General features: G+C 60.2%; 14 protein-coding genes. 12 read left to right on the top strand and 2 right to left on the bottom strand.

Going from position 1 to position 14,829, the window contains the following annotated elements:
• Positions 1 to 61 precede the first annotated feature (61 nt).
• Complete coding sequence (locus IQ265_RS23050; protein ID WP_194057945.1) at positions 62 to 1,003, top strand: phosphoribulokinase; 942 nt, start codon at positions 62 to 64, stop codon at positions 1,001 to 1,003.
• Between the two features lie 109 nt (positions 1,004 to 1,112).
• On the opposite strand, the gene IQ265_RS23045 is transcribed toward IQ265_RS23050, so the two are convergent.
• Positions 1,113 to 1,490, bottom strand: coding sequence for a hypothetical protein (locus IQ265_RS23045; RefSeq protein WP_228038352.1), 378 nt, complete (start codon positions 1,488 to 1,490; stop codon positions 1,113 to 1,115).
• A 289-nt stretch (positions 1,491 to 1,779) separates the two neighbouring features.
• Between IQ265_RS23045 and larB the strand changes: the two genes are divergently transcribed.
• Positions 1,780 to 2,568 (top strand): nickel pincer cofactor biosynthesis protein LarB, encoded by a 789-nt coding sequence (larB, locus tag IQ265_RS23040; protein WP_194057942.1) that lies wholly within the window; start codon positions 1,780 to 1,782, stop codon positions 2,566 to 2,568.
• Between the two features lie 25 nt (positions 2,569 to 2,593).
• Here larB and IQ265_RS23035 read toward each other — a convergent pair whose 3' ends face one another.
• Entirely contained in the window at positions 2,594 to 3,865 is a 1,272-nt protein-coding gene (locus IQ265_RS23035; protein WP_194057940.1) for an HhoA/HhoB/HtrA family serine endopeptidase, read from the bottom strand.
• Between the two features lie 383 nt (positions 3,866 to 4,248).
• Here IQ265_RS23035 and IQ265_RS23030 point away from each other — a divergent pair, with 383 nt between their 5' ends.
• The 10 genes from IQ265_RS23030 (at position 4,249) to IQ265_RS22985 (ending at position 14,409) form a co-directional block, all read left to right on the top strand.
• Entirely contained in the window at positions 4,249 to 5,151 is a 903-nt protein-coding gene (locus tag IQ265_RS23030) for a M23 family metallopeptidase (protein ID WP_228038350.1), read from the top strand.
• A 154-nt stretch (positions 5,152 to 5,305) separates the two neighbouring features.
• Positions 5,306 to 6,154 carry a hypothetical protein gene (locus IQ265_RS23025; RefSeq protein WP_194057936.1) on the top strand — a complete coding sequence of 283 codons (849 nt, stop codon included), beginning with the start codon at positions 5,306 to 5,308 and terminating at the stop codon, positions 6,152 to 6,154.
• A gap of 94 nt (positions 6,155 to 6,248) precedes the next feature.
• Positions 6,249 to 7,100: a histone deacetylase gene (locus IQ265_RS23020; protein ID WP_194058004.1), complete on the top strand. Its 852-nt coding sequence runs from the start codon at positions 6,249 to 6,251 to the stop codon at positions 7,098 to 7,100.
• Between the two features lie 26 nt (positions 7,101 to 7,126).
• Positions 7,127 to 7,996: a rhodanese-related sulfurtransferase gene (locus IQ265_RS23015; RefSeq protein ID WP_194057934.1), complete on the top strand. Its 870-nt coding sequence runs from the start codon at positions 7,127 to 7,129 to the stop codon at positions 7,994 to 7,996.
• A 69-nt stretch (positions 7,997 to 8,065) separates the two neighbouring features.
• Positions 8,066 to 8,752 carry an esterase gene (locus IQ265_RS23010; protein WP_194057932.1) on the top strand — a complete coding sequence of 229 codons (687 nt, stop codon included), beginning with the start codon at positions 8,066 to 8,068 and terminating at the stop codon, positions 8,750 to 8,752.
• Between the two features lie 97 nt (positions 8,753 to 8,849).
• Positions 8,850 to 9,062: a DUF2555 domain-containing protein gene (locus tag IQ265_RS23005; RefSeq protein WP_194057930.1), complete on the top strand. Its 213-nt coding sequence runs from the start codon at positions 8,850 to 8,852 to the stop codon at positions 9,060 to 9,062.
• A gap of 108 nt (positions 9,063 to 9,170) precedes the next feature.
• Positions 9,171 to 10,406: a bifunctional phosphopantothenoylcysteine decarboxylase/phosphopantothenate--cysteine ligase CoaBC gene (gene coaBC / locus IQ265_RS23000; RefSeq protein ID WP_194057928.1), complete on the top strand. Its 1,236-nt coding sequence runs from the start codon at positions 9,171 to 9,173 to the stop codon at positions 10,404 to 10,406.
• Between the two features lie 142 nt (positions 10,407 to 10,548).
• Entirely contained in the window at positions 10,549 to 10,908 is a 360-nt protein-coding gene (locus tag IQ265_RS22995; protein WP_194057926.1) for a hypothetical protein, read from the top strand.
• Positions 10,909 to 11,199: 291 nt separating this feature from the next.
• Complete coding sequence (locus tag IQ265_RS22990) at positions 11,200 to 12,543, top strand: LCP family protein (RefSeq protein ID WP_194058002.1); 1,344 nt, start codon at positions 11,200 to 11,202, stop codon at positions 12,541 to 12,543.
• A gap of 90 nt (positions 12,544 to 12,633) precedes the next feature.
• A complete protein-coding gene (locus IQ265_RS22985; protein WP_194057924.1) occupies positions 12,634 to 14,409 on the top strand; it encodes an N-acetylmuramoyl-L-alanine amidase in 1,776 nt (591 codons plus the stop codon).
• The last annotated feature ends 420 nt before the right edge of the window (positions 14,410 to 14,829 follow it).

Here is a 14,829-nt window from a genome sequence, read left to right as displayed (position 1 = left end):
GAACCCCCTAGTTCCTACAATAGTGAAAACTAATCACTGGTCTAGAACCCTGGAGGAATTCATGAGTCGTCCGATCATCCTCGGTATTGTGGGCGATAGCGCCGCAGGTAAAACGACCCTGACCCGAGGTATTGCCCAAATTCTGGGCGAAGACCAGGTCACCACCATCTGCACGGACGACTACCACCGCTACGATCGCAAACAGCGCAAAGAGATGGGCATCTCAGCCCTGCACCCCGACTGTAACTACATCGACATCATTCAGCAGCACCTGGGCCTGCTGCGGACGGGCCAGCCCATTCTCAAACCCATCTACAACCACAGCAGCGGCGAGTTCGACGCGCCTGAATACATCGAGCCGCAGCGTTTTGTCATCGTTGAGGGGCTGCTGGGCTACTCGACCCGCGCCTGCCGCGATGCCTACGATGTCAAAGTTTACCTGGCCCCGCCCGAAGACCTGCGCGCCAACTGGAAGATCAAGCGCGACACCCGCAAGCGTGGCTACACCCCCGAAGAAGTGATCGAGCAGATCAAAGCGCGAGAACACGATTCTGAAGCCTTTATTCGTCCCCAGCGCCAGTGGGCCGACGTGGTAGTGACCTTTTACCCCCCCGAAAACGAAAAGAGCGAGGATGAGCTGCTGCTCAACGTGCGACTCGTTATGCGGCCCACTATTCCCCACCCCGACTTTACCCACCTGCTCGAAGATAAAAACGGCGGCTCCCTCAGCGATGCGGTGCGCATGGGCCTCGATCGCGACATGGGCAAGCCCGTGGACGTGCTCGAAATCGATGGCCACGCCACCGAAAAACCCGTGCAAGAGCTAGAGCGCACCCTGTGCAACGAAATTCCTTCCCTGAGCCAGTTTTGCAGCATTGAGGGCAACACCGACATTGGCAAGGTGGTGGGCACGACAGGCGAAACGCTGCAAAGCTACCCCCTGGCGCTGACCCAGCTGCTGATTACCTACCACATGCTGAAGGCGGCCCACATCTACGCCTAGGGCATAGATCAGGGAGGGCGATTCGCTGTTTGCCTGTCCAAGAAGGGCTGAGCGTTGAGTGCAAATTTGATTCTGCCAATCCAAAGCTTTGGATTGGCGGGCCAAACGCCTATTGCTGGGACACGGGCTCGCCCTGAGACAGTTCGCTCAGCATCATTTGAATAAAGTTAGACGCAATCTCGGCCGACTGATCGTGGGTAGCAAAGACGACTGCCAGGCTGTTGGCATCGCCTGCTCCGTAGCACAGCACGCGAAAGCTGCCGTCTTCAAAGTAGCCGGTGCGATCGATGCTGCCCTGGTCAGACTCTACCCCCAGGTCATCGATCAGGCGATCGGCGCGGGAGAGGCAGCCTTCCACGTTGGTCTCTAACAGCTGGTCGCCGCTGGCGATCTCAGGCCGAGCGATTGCAGGTAGCGTGAGAGCAACCAGGCTGAGGCTGGTCAGGGCGATTGCGCCTAGGTGCCGATGCAATAGATGCCGGTTCATAAAAATTACACTTAGCGTCACAACAGAGCCGTTTCCCTCAAGAGCACGCCGCCACTGGCTCAGCCAGCGGCGGTCTTTTGTGTCACGGCCTGTTCACTTAATACGAGTAGCCCTTTCAGTTTCCGGATGCCTTGTCGGTGTCCGAACGCAAAAAAAGCGCCACTGGCTCAGCCAGCGGCGCTTTGGGGTGTTGAGGAGTGAACGATTAATAATTAATGTACGGGCAGAGTATGTCACTGAGGTAGCCTGAGTATGTCAACCCTGTGACATTTTTTCAAACTATTTCTCTGTGACCCAGCCCGACGCCCTACGCGCTTTGCTAAATGCTGTTTCCCAAGGGCAGCTTAGCCCCGATGCCGCCTTTAGCCGGCTTAAATATCTCGACTTTGAGCCCATCGACGACTTCGCCAAGGTTGACCACCACCGCAGCCTGCGCACCGGCTTTCCCGAAGTGATCTGGGGGCCGGGCAAAACAGTGCATCAGATTGTGCAAATTATGCGCAGCCTGCACCAGCGCAACCCGGTAGTAATGGCCACCCGAATTGAACCCGAGGTCTACGCCCAGGTGCAGCAGCAAATTCCAGAGACGCTGTACTACGAGATGGCTCGCATCTGCGCCCTGGTGCCCTTAAATCGGGCTGCCCAGTACCCAGGTACCATTGGCGTGCTTACGGCGGGTACCGCCGACCTGCCGGTGGCCGAAGAAGCGGCCATTACCGCTGAGCTGTGCGGGTTTACCGTCAAGCGTCTGTGGGATGTCGGAGTAGCCGGGCTGCATCGTCTGCTGCACCACCGCCAACTCATCCGTGATATGGATGTGCTGATTGTGGTCGCTGGCATGGAGGGCGCGCTACCCAGCGTGGTGGCAGGCTTAGCCGACTGCCCGATTGTGGCGGTGCCTACCAGCGTGGGCTATGGCGCTAGCTTTAACGGGCTTTCGGCCCTGCTGACCATGCTCAACTCCTGCGCGGCGGGCATTGGCGTTGTCAATATCGACAATGGTTTTGGGGCAGCGGTGCTGGCGGGGCAAATTTTGCGCACCGGGGCGCGGTTGGGCGGCAGAAGGGTGGGAGAGTAGGTAGGTAGGGAAGGTGCCTACTGCCCTAGCGCAGGTTGGTGGGAAGGGCGGCTGGCTTGACGGCAATGGTTTGATCGCGGCCGTCGCGGTGAATTTCAAGATCGAGGGTGTCGCCAATGGCGCTGGCTTCTACCCGAGCCTGCACGTCAGGAGGACTATCGACCGGGGCACCTTCGATGGAGCGAATGACATCGCCAATCTCCAAGCCTGCGGCCTGAGCCGGGCTGTCGGGCAGCACGCCGACAATCAGCACGCCGGGCTCGTCGTCGTTTTCAAGCTTGAGGTTGAGCTGCTGCTCTTCGTTAATGCGCTCCACCATTTCCGCCGACAGCTCCACCATCTGAATGCCCAGGAAGGGATGCTGCACTTCGCCTGTGGCAAACAGCTGGTCGGCGATGCGTTTGGCGGTTTCGATGGGGATGGCGAACCCCAGCCCCTGGGCATTGGCGCGAATGGCGGTGTTCATGCCGATTACTTCGCCCCGGTCGTTGAGCAGGGGGCCACCCGAGTTGCCGGGGTTAATGGCGGCATCGGTCTGAATGAACTGCACCCGCTTGTCGGGGATGCCCACCTGGTTGCTGCTGCGCCCCAGGGCACTAATGATGCCTGCGGTAACAGTGTTGTCGAGACCGAGGGGGTTGCCGATGGCGATCGCCCACTGACCGGGAGCCAGCTCTTGGGTGCTGCCCAACCGTACCGAGGGTAGGTCGGCCGCGTCAATTTTGATCACGGCGACATCGGTAACCGAGTCAACCCCTACCACCTGGCCTTCAAAGTCGCGGCCGTCGCGCAGGGTGACCTGAACGGTTTTAGCGCCCTCAACAACATGGGCATTGGTAATAATTTGGCCATTGTTAGAGAGAATAAACCCCGACCCGGTGCCCTGCTCCAGACGGTCGGGCAGATCAGAGGGAGGCAGTTCTCCTTCTTCCTCAAAGAAGCGGCGAAAGAAGGGGTTGTTAAAGGCGTCGGGGCCAATGCTGGGCACGGCACGCTCGGCGTCAATGCGCACTACCGCTGGCCCTACCAGCTCGACCGCCTGGGCGATAAAATTTTGGTCTTCGCCCCCAAATTGACCAATGGCTGGTGCGCCTTGGGCTGGTTCGGCTGCCTTAGTCAGCGAGGTCGTGAGGGTTGAAGGAGTCTCTTCTACAATCTCGCCAGTGGCGTCGGCAGCGTCTTCTGCACCTGCCCGAGAGACATAGTAGTGGCCTGCCCAGCCCACGCCACCGCCAACGACTAGGGCTGCGGCTACCCACGCAACCGGCGGAGAAAACTGCTTTGGCAACGCATCCATTCCGATGACCTCTGCTACTATGCCTGTGCTAAACCTAGCCCGGCCACAGGTGGCCAAGGTTGTCCACTGCTGGGGATGATCATACTCTAGCGAATATTCTCTAGCGGAAAATAACTGGCAAGGCCCGCGTTAGAAACCTGCGCCAGGCACCAGAACATTCTGACGCTTACTCTGGGTACCGCTTTGGGTATTACTACTGACGAGCGACTTCTCAAGCCCTACCTCTGAGCAATTTAGCCTGTCTTGCCTATTATAGAGGCTGTACCCTCTGGGGGATATTCGATCGCCTGTGGGGCCAGCATTAGATTGGGCTAAAACGCAAAAATTGTATGGTGTTACACGTTTTACATACGAGTTGGAACCCGCGTCGGTGGATCTCCGGTTTGGCCCTGAGTCCAGGGCGCAGACCCTGGGTGCCTGGCCTACTGGCCGGGCTGGCGATCGCTGGCTTAGCGCCCTTAGGAATGTCACCTCAGGCGATCGCCCAAACCAGCGCGGCTGCCTGTCCTCAACCGGTGCTATCGCGGCTGACTCGCCATCGGGTGGCCCCTGGCGAAACCCTGACGACCATTGCCCAGCGCTACAGCCTGCTACCCGCCACCATCATGGGTCTCAACGCCTCTACCCAGGGGGGCACCGTTAGCCCTGGTCAAGAGCTGCTGATTCCGCCTTACAACGGCATTCGCGCGAGTGTAACCCCAGGTCAAACCTGGGAGCAGGTGGCCCAGGCCTACAACAGTCGGGCCGACGTGCTATTTGAGGTCAACGGCTGCGTGGGCACAGTGCCCACGGCGATTTTTGTGCCAGGGGTAAACTGGTTTCCGGGGGTGCGAACTACGGCTGCCGCGGCTCCGGCTGAGCGCCAAAGCCCGCTCCAGGGCTACCCCCTGCCGAGTCGATCGCAGGTGATTGTTAACTATGGCTGGCAGCCCGACCCAGCCCAGGGCAAACTGGTGTTCAACACTGGGGTGGCGCTGGCTAGCCCCGTCAGCACGCCGGTTTTAGCGGTTGGCCCAGGCACCGTAGCCTTTGCTGGCAGCGACTCGGTCTACGGCAACCTGGTCGTTATCAACCATCCTCAGGGCCTGCAAACCCGCTACGCCAACTTAGATGCCCTGGAGGTGCGGGCTGGGCAGACGGTGCGCCAGGGCGATCGCTTGGGCCCGGTAGCCCCCCGGGCTAGCGATGACGAATCGTTTGTATTCTTTGAGGTACGGCTCAATTCTGCGATGGGCTGGGTGGCCCAAGATCCCCAAAATTTTGTGCCCGCTATGGTGCTGCGCTAAAGGGCTGTCGGTTTGAGTAGAGACATGGCTGCGGTTGGCCTATTCACGGCTGGCGCGAGCAAGCAAGACCGCATACAATTGGTTTTATTGGGTGGCCGTAGCGGGGTTATGGGCAGCGGTCGGTGTGTGAACCAGTGGCCCCAGGTGGACTTTTATGACACAGCATTTTTCTAAGCAGCCCTTGCGTACTCCCCCAGCGCCATTTTCTGAGGCCCAAGATCCGACAGTAACCTCGGGCTTGTTTTGGGCGCGGCTGCTTGCCTATCGTCCGCTGTTTTTGCTGGGGGGGCTGTGGTTGGCCCTGGTGTGTGTCTCTGCGATCGCCTACCACGGGCTGATGTTCAACGAGCCAATTGAAGATGCGACCTACAGCGAAGCGCCTCTCACCGTCGCTGAAGCCTTGCCACCGTCTTTACCGACTGCCGCTGATACTGCTGATGCCGCCCCCGCTGATGCCACCGCCCCTGGCCCGGTTACGTCTGCTCCAGTTGCTCTGTGGGCGCTGTTTAGCCTGGTTGGGCTGTGCGGCTTCGGCTGTTTTGTCCTGACTCAGCAGATCAGGGCGTCGGCCCGGCCGACCAAGCACAAAAAAACTCGCCCTCGCCCGGTGGTTAAGGCCCCTGCGCCCCATCCCCAGCCCAAACGCCTGGCCCCCTACTCTCCCCAGCGCGATGGGGTAGTGGTACCCGGGCACAGAATTGTGGAGGCTGCAGCACCCCCGTTGCCGGTTCCTAGCCCCCTGGTTTCGCCCCAGCCCCCTGTTGCACCTCGTCCCCCATCCCCAGCGGTGGCCAGGCCGGTGGCGAACAGACCACAGGCAGACCCCAGGCCGAAGCCGTTAGAAAATCGCTCGATTCCGCCCACGCTGCCGGTGGCTTCGCTGCCCTCTCATAACCCAGCGGTGGTGCCCAATGAGGCCGACCTGGCCCTAGACTGGCCGGAGGGCAGCGTGGCCCACGCTCTAGACGTGCGCCAGCGGCGATCGCTGTCATCCTTTATGTAATGTAGGCCTTGTTTTTGTAGGGGTTTTGAGTCAGCTTCCCGTCATTTATCACCCCGATTACGTGGCTCCCCTGCCCGACGGGCATCGTTTTCCGATGCCTAAGTTTCGGTTACTGCGCGATCGCCTGCTGCAAGACGGCGTTATTACAGCCGATCAGATCTATCAGCCGGGTGAACCGCCCCAGGGCTGGCTGGAGTTCGTGCACCACCCTGCCTACGTCAACGCCTACTGTCAGGGCACGCTAGATGCCAAGGCCCAGCGCCGCATCGGTTTGCCCTGGAGCAGCGCCCTGGTCAGACGCACCTGTACGGCGGTGGGGGGCACTATTCTCACGGCCAAGCTGGCCCTGGAGCGAGGGCTGGCCTGCAACACCGCTGGAGGCACCCACCACGCCTTTCCCGACTACGGTTCTGGCTTTTGCATCTTTAACGATCTAGCGATCGCCACCCGCGTGCTGCAACAGCAGGGCCGGGTGCAGCGAGTGCTGATTCTCGACCTGGACGTACACCAGGGCGACGGCACCGCCTGGATCTTTCGCGACGATCCTAATGTGTTTACTTTCTCCATGCACTGCCAGGAAAACTTCCCCGCCCGCAAGCAGGCCAGCGATCTCGACGTGCCCCTGGCCTTGGGCATGGAAGATGAAGCGTACTTGGACTGTCTGGCTCAGTACCTCCCCGATTTGCTGGCCCAGGTGCGGCCCGACCTGGTGCTCTACGACGCTGGAGCTGACCCCCATCGCGACGACCTGCTGGGCAAGCTGGCGCTGAGCAACACGGGGATTTTTGGGCGCGATCGCTTTGTGCTCGACTGTTGTGTGAGCAGAGGTTACCCCGTCGCCTGCGTTATCGGCGGTGGCTACGGCAAATCGATGGATGACTTGATCTTTCGCCACTCGCTGCTGCACCGCGCCGCCGCTGAGGTGTACCAGGCGCAGGGCTTATAATTGAGGCTTTGTGGCTGGGTCGAACGATGAATTGGGTGATCGCCACCTTTTATAAATTTGTGCCGCTGAGCGAGCCAGGGGCCTTGCGAGCCGAGCTATTAGAACGCTGCTTGGGCTGGGAGCTGCGGGGCACAATTCTGCTGGCTAGCGAAGGGTTAAATGCCACTGTGGCCGGGTCTCGCCGAGGCATTGATCAACTTCTAGAATGGCTCCACCAGCATCCCGAGATAGGGGCTTTTACCCATCAAGAATCCACCACCACTCACGCTCCCTTTGAGCGCATGAAGGTGAAGCTCAAGCCCGAAATTGTCACCCTGGGGCGGCCCGAGATCAACCCTGCCCAGCAGGAGGTCGGCACCTATATCGATCCCCACGACTGGAACCGGGTAGTCACCGATTCTGACGTTGTACTGATCGACGCCCGCAATGATTTTGAGGTAGACCTGGGCACCTTCAAGGGCGCAAAAAATCCCCAGACTCACGCCTTTCGAGAATTACCCGACTACGTAGCCACCCACCTCGACCCGGCCCAGCACAAAAAAGTGGCGATGTTTTGTACCGGCGGCATTCGCTGCGAGAAGGCCACGGCCTATCTGCGATCGCAGGGCTTTGAGCAGGTTTACCACCTCCGGGGCGGCATTTTGAACTACCTCAAAACCGTGCCTGAGGCCGACAGCCTGTGGCAGGGCGACTGTTTTGTCTTTGACGATCGCGTTGCCGTTGACCACCAGCTCAACCCCACCGACCACGAGCTTTGTCTGGGCTGCGGTCATCCCGTCAGCCCCGTTGAACAAGCCGCTCCCGAGTACGAAGCGGGTATCTCCTGCCCCCACTGCTATGCTGAGCTGACCCCAGAGAAGCGATCGCGGCTAGAGGCCCGTCAGCGCCATCGCTAACCCGCTATTGATGCTTTCCCCGAAGTTTCAATAGCCTCCCCCAATCCAAAATCGCCAATCCAAAATCCCATGTCACCCACCTCCCCACCCCTGCAGGCCCTCACCTACGGCCCTACCGATGGCACCGCCGACTGGTGCCTGGTGGCGCTTCACGGCTGGGGGGCCAATGCCGCCGACTTGGTGGGGCTAGCGCCCTATCTGAGCCTTGACGGGGTCATGATGGTCTTTCCCGATGCGCCCTGGCCCCATCCCCAAGCGCTGGGAGGTCGCATGTGGTATGGCTTTCCGGCCGGGTATGACTTCCGCCGTCCCCACGATTTTACGGTTCAGGCTGATCTGCAAGCCAGCCAGGCGCGGCTAAAGAGCTGGCTGCTCGATCTGACCAAAACCACCCGCATTCCTCTAGAGCGCACCATTCTAGCTGGGTTCTCCCAAGGCGGCGCAATGACGCTCGACGTGGGGCCGCAGCTGCCCTTAGCGGGGCAGGTTGTGCTCAGCGGCTACTTGCACAGCGCCGCCCAGGCCCCGGTCAGCCCCCGCCCGGTAATGTTGGTACACGGCACGTCTGACCCGGTAGTGCCGATCGCGCTGGCCTACCAGGCTAAAGAGGCTTTGGCGGCTCAGGGGCAACCCGTAACCTGGCACGAAATAGCGATGGGGCATGAAATACCACCTCAGGTCATGGGTTTAATTGCCGGGTTTTGCGAAGATTTGAGGCAGGGTCGGCAGAATACTCTGGCCAACCCTTTAGGATGAAGGCAGGTGAACTGACCCCAGACTGCGATGGTCAAGGACCGGCCCCTAGGGGCGATCGCGCAGCAGCAGGGCAGATGTCGCTACGGGGGAAAAGACTATGCAAAGCCTACATGTTTCGCAGCAGGCTGTCTCAGATATGACACCGGATACGGTGGCTGAGCTGGCCCGTCGCCTTGAGACCGACGCCTACGACAGCGCCTTTGAGGGGCTGCAAGACTGGCACTTGCTGCGGGCGATCGCGTTTCAGCGGCCTGAGCTGGTGGAGTCCTACGTCTACCTGCTCGACCTCGAACCCTACGATGAGTCGTAGCTCGTCTAGCCCCAAATTCTGACTGCATACCCCCGCTTGGTAGGGACGAGCCAGTGTTCGCCCTGTCTTGTCTATGGTTAAATCGAGTTTTCTGCATTCGGATCGGGCATGACGGACAGGTCTACAACCTTGGAAGCTCGTCGGGTCCTGGTGGGCATCAGCGGCGGCATTGCTGCCTACAAGGTGTGCTCTGTGATCTCCTCGCTAGCCAAAGCAGGCGTAGCGGTGCGGGCCGTGCTGACTCAGCAGGGGCAGGCCTTCATTCCGCCGCTGACGGTAGCGACCCTGTCGCGCCACCCGGCCTACACCGACGAATCGTTTTGGCAGGCCGCCCAGGGTCGCCCGCTGCACATTGAACTTGGCGAATGGGCTGAACTGCTGGTGATTGCGCCCCTGAGCGCCAATACGCTGGGCAAGCTGGCCCACGGCCTGGCGGACAATTTGCTGACCAATACAGTGTTGGCCTCGACCTGTCCGGTGCTGCTGGCTCCGGCTATGAATACCGACATGTGGCAGCAGCGGGCCGTGCAGCGCAACTGGCACCAGCTTTTGCAGGATGATCGCTACCACAGCCTGGAGCCGGGGAGTGGGGTGCTAGCCTGCGATCGCATTGGCACCGGGCGCATGGCCGAACCTGAGGATATTCTCATCCACATTCACTCGCTGCTGCACACCAGGGGCAAGCGTGACCTGGTGGGCCAGCATCTGTTGATTAGCACCGGCAGCACCCGCGAATTTTTAGATCCGGTGCGGTTTATTGGCAACCCCGCCAGCGGCAAAATGGGCATTGCCCTGGCCCAGGCGGCCCTGCACCGAGGGGCAACTGTCACCCTGGTTCACGGTCCCCTAGACGACTCCCTCACGGCCCGCGTGGGGGGTATGCAAGCCGTGGGCGTGACCACGGCTGAGGAGATGCACCTGGCCATGCTCACCCACCTACCCCAGGCCAGTTGGGTAGTAATGGCGGCGGCGGTAGCCGATGTAAAGCCTGCCACCCAGGCCACGACCAAGCTCGCCAAGGCCGACCTGCCAGGGGCTCTACCCCTGGCCCAGGTGCCCGACATTGTGGCCGACCTGGCCCAAAGGCGATCGCCTCACCAGCGCCTGATTGGCTTTGCGGCCCAGACCGGCGATATTGTTGCCCCTGCGCTCGACAAGCTCCAGCGCAAGGGGCTAGACGCGATTGTGGCCAACCCAATCGATGTGGTAGGGAGCGGGTTTGGGGGCGATCGCAATCAGGCGGTTTTGCTCACTCGATCGGGCGATAAGTTCGCCATTGCGCCCTGCACCAAACTTTCTTTAGCTCACCAGCTCTGGGATGCCCTGCTGAGGGTTGGGTTCTAGCGGCACTGCCCTGGGGGATGGGTGCGCGATCGGCCCACTTGGCATTCTGCACAGGGTGGGTGCACTTGAGCCAATGGTGTGGGGCATAATCTGGGCATGTCCTGCCGTGAATTTTCTCACCCTCTGTCTAGAGCCAAGGTCTATGAAAAGAGCCAGCCCCGCCTCGGGGGAAACCCTAGAACGCCTCAAGCTAACGATTTACCTGGTCCCTATCTTTGGACTGTTGCCAGCGGCCTATAGCCTGTGGCAGAAACAAGGTAGTCGCCAGGAACTGGCCGTTAGTCGGCTGGTGGTGACCCTAGCTTTAACCTGGGTCGTTACCTACGGTCTGCTGAGCGCGGGCAGTCACCTGGCCCCAGGGCTGTCGCTGCGGCTGTTGATTACCAATACTCTGGTAACTACGGGCTATACCCTCACTAACCTGGTGCTCATGGTGCGTCTGCTCCAGGGAAAATCTGTCAACTTGCCCGGATTTAGTCGGTTGAGCAAGCGGTTGCCCTAGTTCCTCGGCCACAGTTAGCCGTGGAGCTTTGCTTGCAGGGTTAAGTCTGTCCTGGGGCGATCGCTTGCTAATATCGCGCAATTTTGCAGGGCTGACTTATATTACGTGGGTCGGTTGTCTAAATTGCTGCTACCATGCAGCTAAAAATTTTGCAGGTTCTTTCTTTAGTGAGCGACTGGGCGGGCCTGCAAGCTACACAGCGTTCACTTTTATTGCCCCCCGAGGTCCCTGGTGTCTCAACGTAACTCTCACCATCTCAAAGCCCATCCACCCCAGGGTCATTCTCAAAAAATGCCGGTTCAAAAGCGGCGGCGCATTCCACGCATGTTGGGCGTAGGTATTGCCCTGGCCGGAGTCGCGGCGGTGTCTGGCGTAGCGGGAGCGTTTTTGGCGGTTTCCTTGTCGGCGGCACCGCTAATGCAGCAGCAGCTGAGTGCTGACGAAGCTGGGGCATTTAGCCAGGAGACGCCGATTTCGTCGAGTGGCAACCTGCGTCTGCCGCGTCTGACGCGTCCGGTCAACATTCTGGTGTTGGGCGTTAAGGTGCTGACCACCGATGTTACCGATGTGCCGCCTGAGCTGCAGGATGTGGGCTACCACGCTCTGGTGAATTCCTTTGAGGGCCTGTCAGATTCAATGCTGCTGCTGCGGTTTAACCCCCAAACCGAGCAGCTGGTGGTGCTGTCACTGCCTAGGGACACACGCACCTACGTGCGCGGTCGGCTGACCAAGCTCAACGAGGCCAACCGCGATGGCGGCCCGGCCCTGGCGGCAGAGTCGGTGAGCGATCTGCTGGGTGGGGTGGCGATCGATCGCTACGTACGCATCAACGTGCAGGGGGTCGAAAAGCTGATTGACGCTTTGGGCGGAGTCACGGTCAACGTGCCCGCAGACATGAAATACCAAGACGACAGCCAGCACCTCTACATCAACCTCAAGGCTGGCGAACAAACCCTCGACGGCAACAAAGCGCTTCAGTTTCTGCGCTTCCGCTACGACTCGCAGGGCGATATTGGCCGCGTGCAGCGCCAGCAAATGTTTATGCGCGCGCTGGCCGAGCAGACCCTTAACCCAGCTACCATTACCCGACTGCCCAAAATTCTCTCGGTGGTGCAATCTAATGTTGATACCAACCTCACCGTCGAAGAGCTGCTGGCTCTGGTGGGCTATGGGGCGCAAATCAACCGCTCCAATGTGCAAATGCTGATGCTGCCCGGTACCTTTAGTCGTCCCCAAGACTACCAGGCCAGCTACTGGCTGCCCAGCTACAACGACATTGACGGCATGGTTGATCAATACTTTGGGTTTGGCACTCAAACCGTGACCACAACCAGCGACCCCAGCCGAGTGCGGGTGGCCATTCAAGACAGTACCAACAATCCGGTAGCGGTGCAGGCCCTCACCAGAGCCCTGCGCGACAGCGGCTACTCCAACGTGTTTGTAGACAAAACCCTAAACGATCCGCTGCCGATCAGCCGCATTGTGGCTCAGCGAGGCGATGGGGCCACCGCCGAAATGGTGCATCGATTTTTGGGCATTGGCGAAGTGCGGGTTGAGAGTACGGGTGCCCTCAATTCCGACATCACTATTCAGCTGGGTCAAGACTGGAATCAGGGCTTAGGCGAGTCGCTGTAGGCCATTCTAGGTTTTGAGCACGCTGCTGATTTGAGAACGCCACCGAAGGGCGTAGACTGGCTGGGTAGCGATCGCATTGGACTAACCTCTATGGCGCAGTGGGTTTGGGGCGCAGCCGCCCTTGCCGGGCTCAGCACGGTCAGCATCACTACGCTGGCCAGTGCTCAGTCATCCCTTCAGGTGGTATATCCCCCCAACAACCATCAAACTACGGCAGCACAGATTTTTTTCATTGGCACAGGCGCACCCGACCAGCCGGTGTTGCTCAATGGTGAACCGATCGAAGATCGCAGTGAGGCCGGTCATTTTGCCCCCTCGCGGCCCCTGGCCCCTGGCCTCAACACTTTTACCCTCACCCAGGGCGACCAAACCCTGTCAATTACGGTGACGCGGGTGGCTAGCGGGCCAGTGCTGCCAGAAACCCTGGGCTTTGCCGAAGGCTCGCTGCTGCCCGGAGCAGATATCGCTCGCCAGCCCGGCGACTGGGTGTGCCTGGGGGCCGTGGCTCCGGCGAATGCTACCGTCACAGCAGCGCTGGCCGGGCAGATCTATACCCTGCTGCCCCAGGGCGATCGCGCCGATTTGCCCCCCAACTCAGCCGTTCTGACCGATCAGGCCAACCCCATTGCCACCACTGGCCCCAGCCGCTACGAAAGCTGTTTCATGGCTGAGGCACCGGGCGATCTGGGCCAGCCCGTCTACCGCCTCGCCCAGGGTGGCTCTACGGTGACAGATGCCGCCCCCGGTTCTGTAACTGTTCTGGAGCCTAGCGCGATCGAGGTTATCGAAGTCACCGCTGCCGCTGGCGTCGCCCGCACCGGCCCCAGCACCGACTATTCACGCCTCACACCGTTACCCCAAGGCACTCGCGCTAGGGTGACAGGTCGCGAGGGCGACTGGCTGCGCCTCGACTACGGCGGCTGGATTCGGGCCAGCGAAACGGTGGCTGTAGCTGGGGCTGGAGTACCGCGATCGCTGATTCGCGGCATTACCTCCCGCCAGGTGCCCGGCTGGACTGAAATTCTCTTTCCCCTGCAAGTCCCTGTCCCGGTTGATGTGCAGCAAGATTCTGATACCTTCACCCTCACCCTGCACAACACCGTCCCCCAAACCGATACCATCTTCGTTACCGATGACGGGCTGGTCGATCGCCTCGACTGGCACCCTGTGCTGCCCGACCAGGTGCAGTACCGCATCAACCTCAAATCCGAGCAGCAGTGGGGCTACAAGCTGCGCTACGAGGGCACAACCCTGGTGCTCTCCCTCCGACAGCCCCCCGCCGTTCAAGCCTCTCGCCCCCTAGCAGGCACGACCATTCTGATTGACCCCGGCCACGGCGGCGAAGAACCGGGTGCCCTCGGCCCCGATGGCACGCCTGAAAAAACTCCCAACCTGCAAGTATCCCTGCTGCTGCAAGCCGCCCTCGAAGCCCGTGGGGCGCGCGTGATCATGACCCGCACTGACGACAGCACCGTCGCCATCAACGATCGCCCTGCCCAGATCGCCCAGGTCGAGCCTACCCTCGCCCTCAGCATTCACTACAACGCCCTGCCCGACAGCGGCGATGCCGAAAATACCGCTGGCATCGGTGCTTTCTGGTTCCATCCCCAGGCCCACAGCCTGGCCCAGTTTCTCCACGACTACCTCGTCGCCGAACTCGATCGCCCCTCCTACGGCGTCTTTTGGAACAACCTGGCCCTTACCCGCCCCCACGTAACCCCGTCCGTCCTCCTCGAACTCGGCTTCATGATCAACCCCAATGAGTTTGAGTGGATTGTGGACCCGCAGGAGCAAGCGCAACTAGCGGAGACCCTAGCGGAGGGAGTAGAGCTTTGGGTGCAGCAGTCGGGGGCAGGGAGTGAGTAGGTGAAGAGATATAGGGAGATGAGGGAACGGGAGAGAATGGTGGCAAAAAGCAGCTAGGATCTGAAAATCTTAAGATTGGATGTTGCCTACAAGCTCATTGGCGAACAGAGGTTTAAACCGATGATCAGCCGCTCCTTTCCGGGAGGTCAAGGACGACGGAACGTCCTTGTCGTAGGCCGCAGGACGCGCGCAGCCGGGGGCTGGGGCCAGCGAAATGGCCCCAGCGGTAGGTTTGGCCTTTACCCAGGATTGTGCGCCGCTCCTACAGAAAACCTAGGTGGTGCATTGCTTCGCGAATGCACCCTACGCATCACCTCCCTATTACCGAGATTTAGGCTTTCATCCTCAATGCGATAGTCAAGGACTGGCCTTGAGGGCCAACGCCCCAACCCTCTAAAATAGGAGACTGTCTAGAAACCT

Source organism: Nodosilinea sp. LEGE 06152 (assembly GCF_015207525.1).
Taxonomy (GTDB): Bacteria; Cyanobacteriota; Cyanobacteriia; order Phormidesmidales; family Phormidesmidaceae; genus Nodosilinea.
This window is presented reverse-complemented; position numbering and strand designations above follow the sequence as displayed.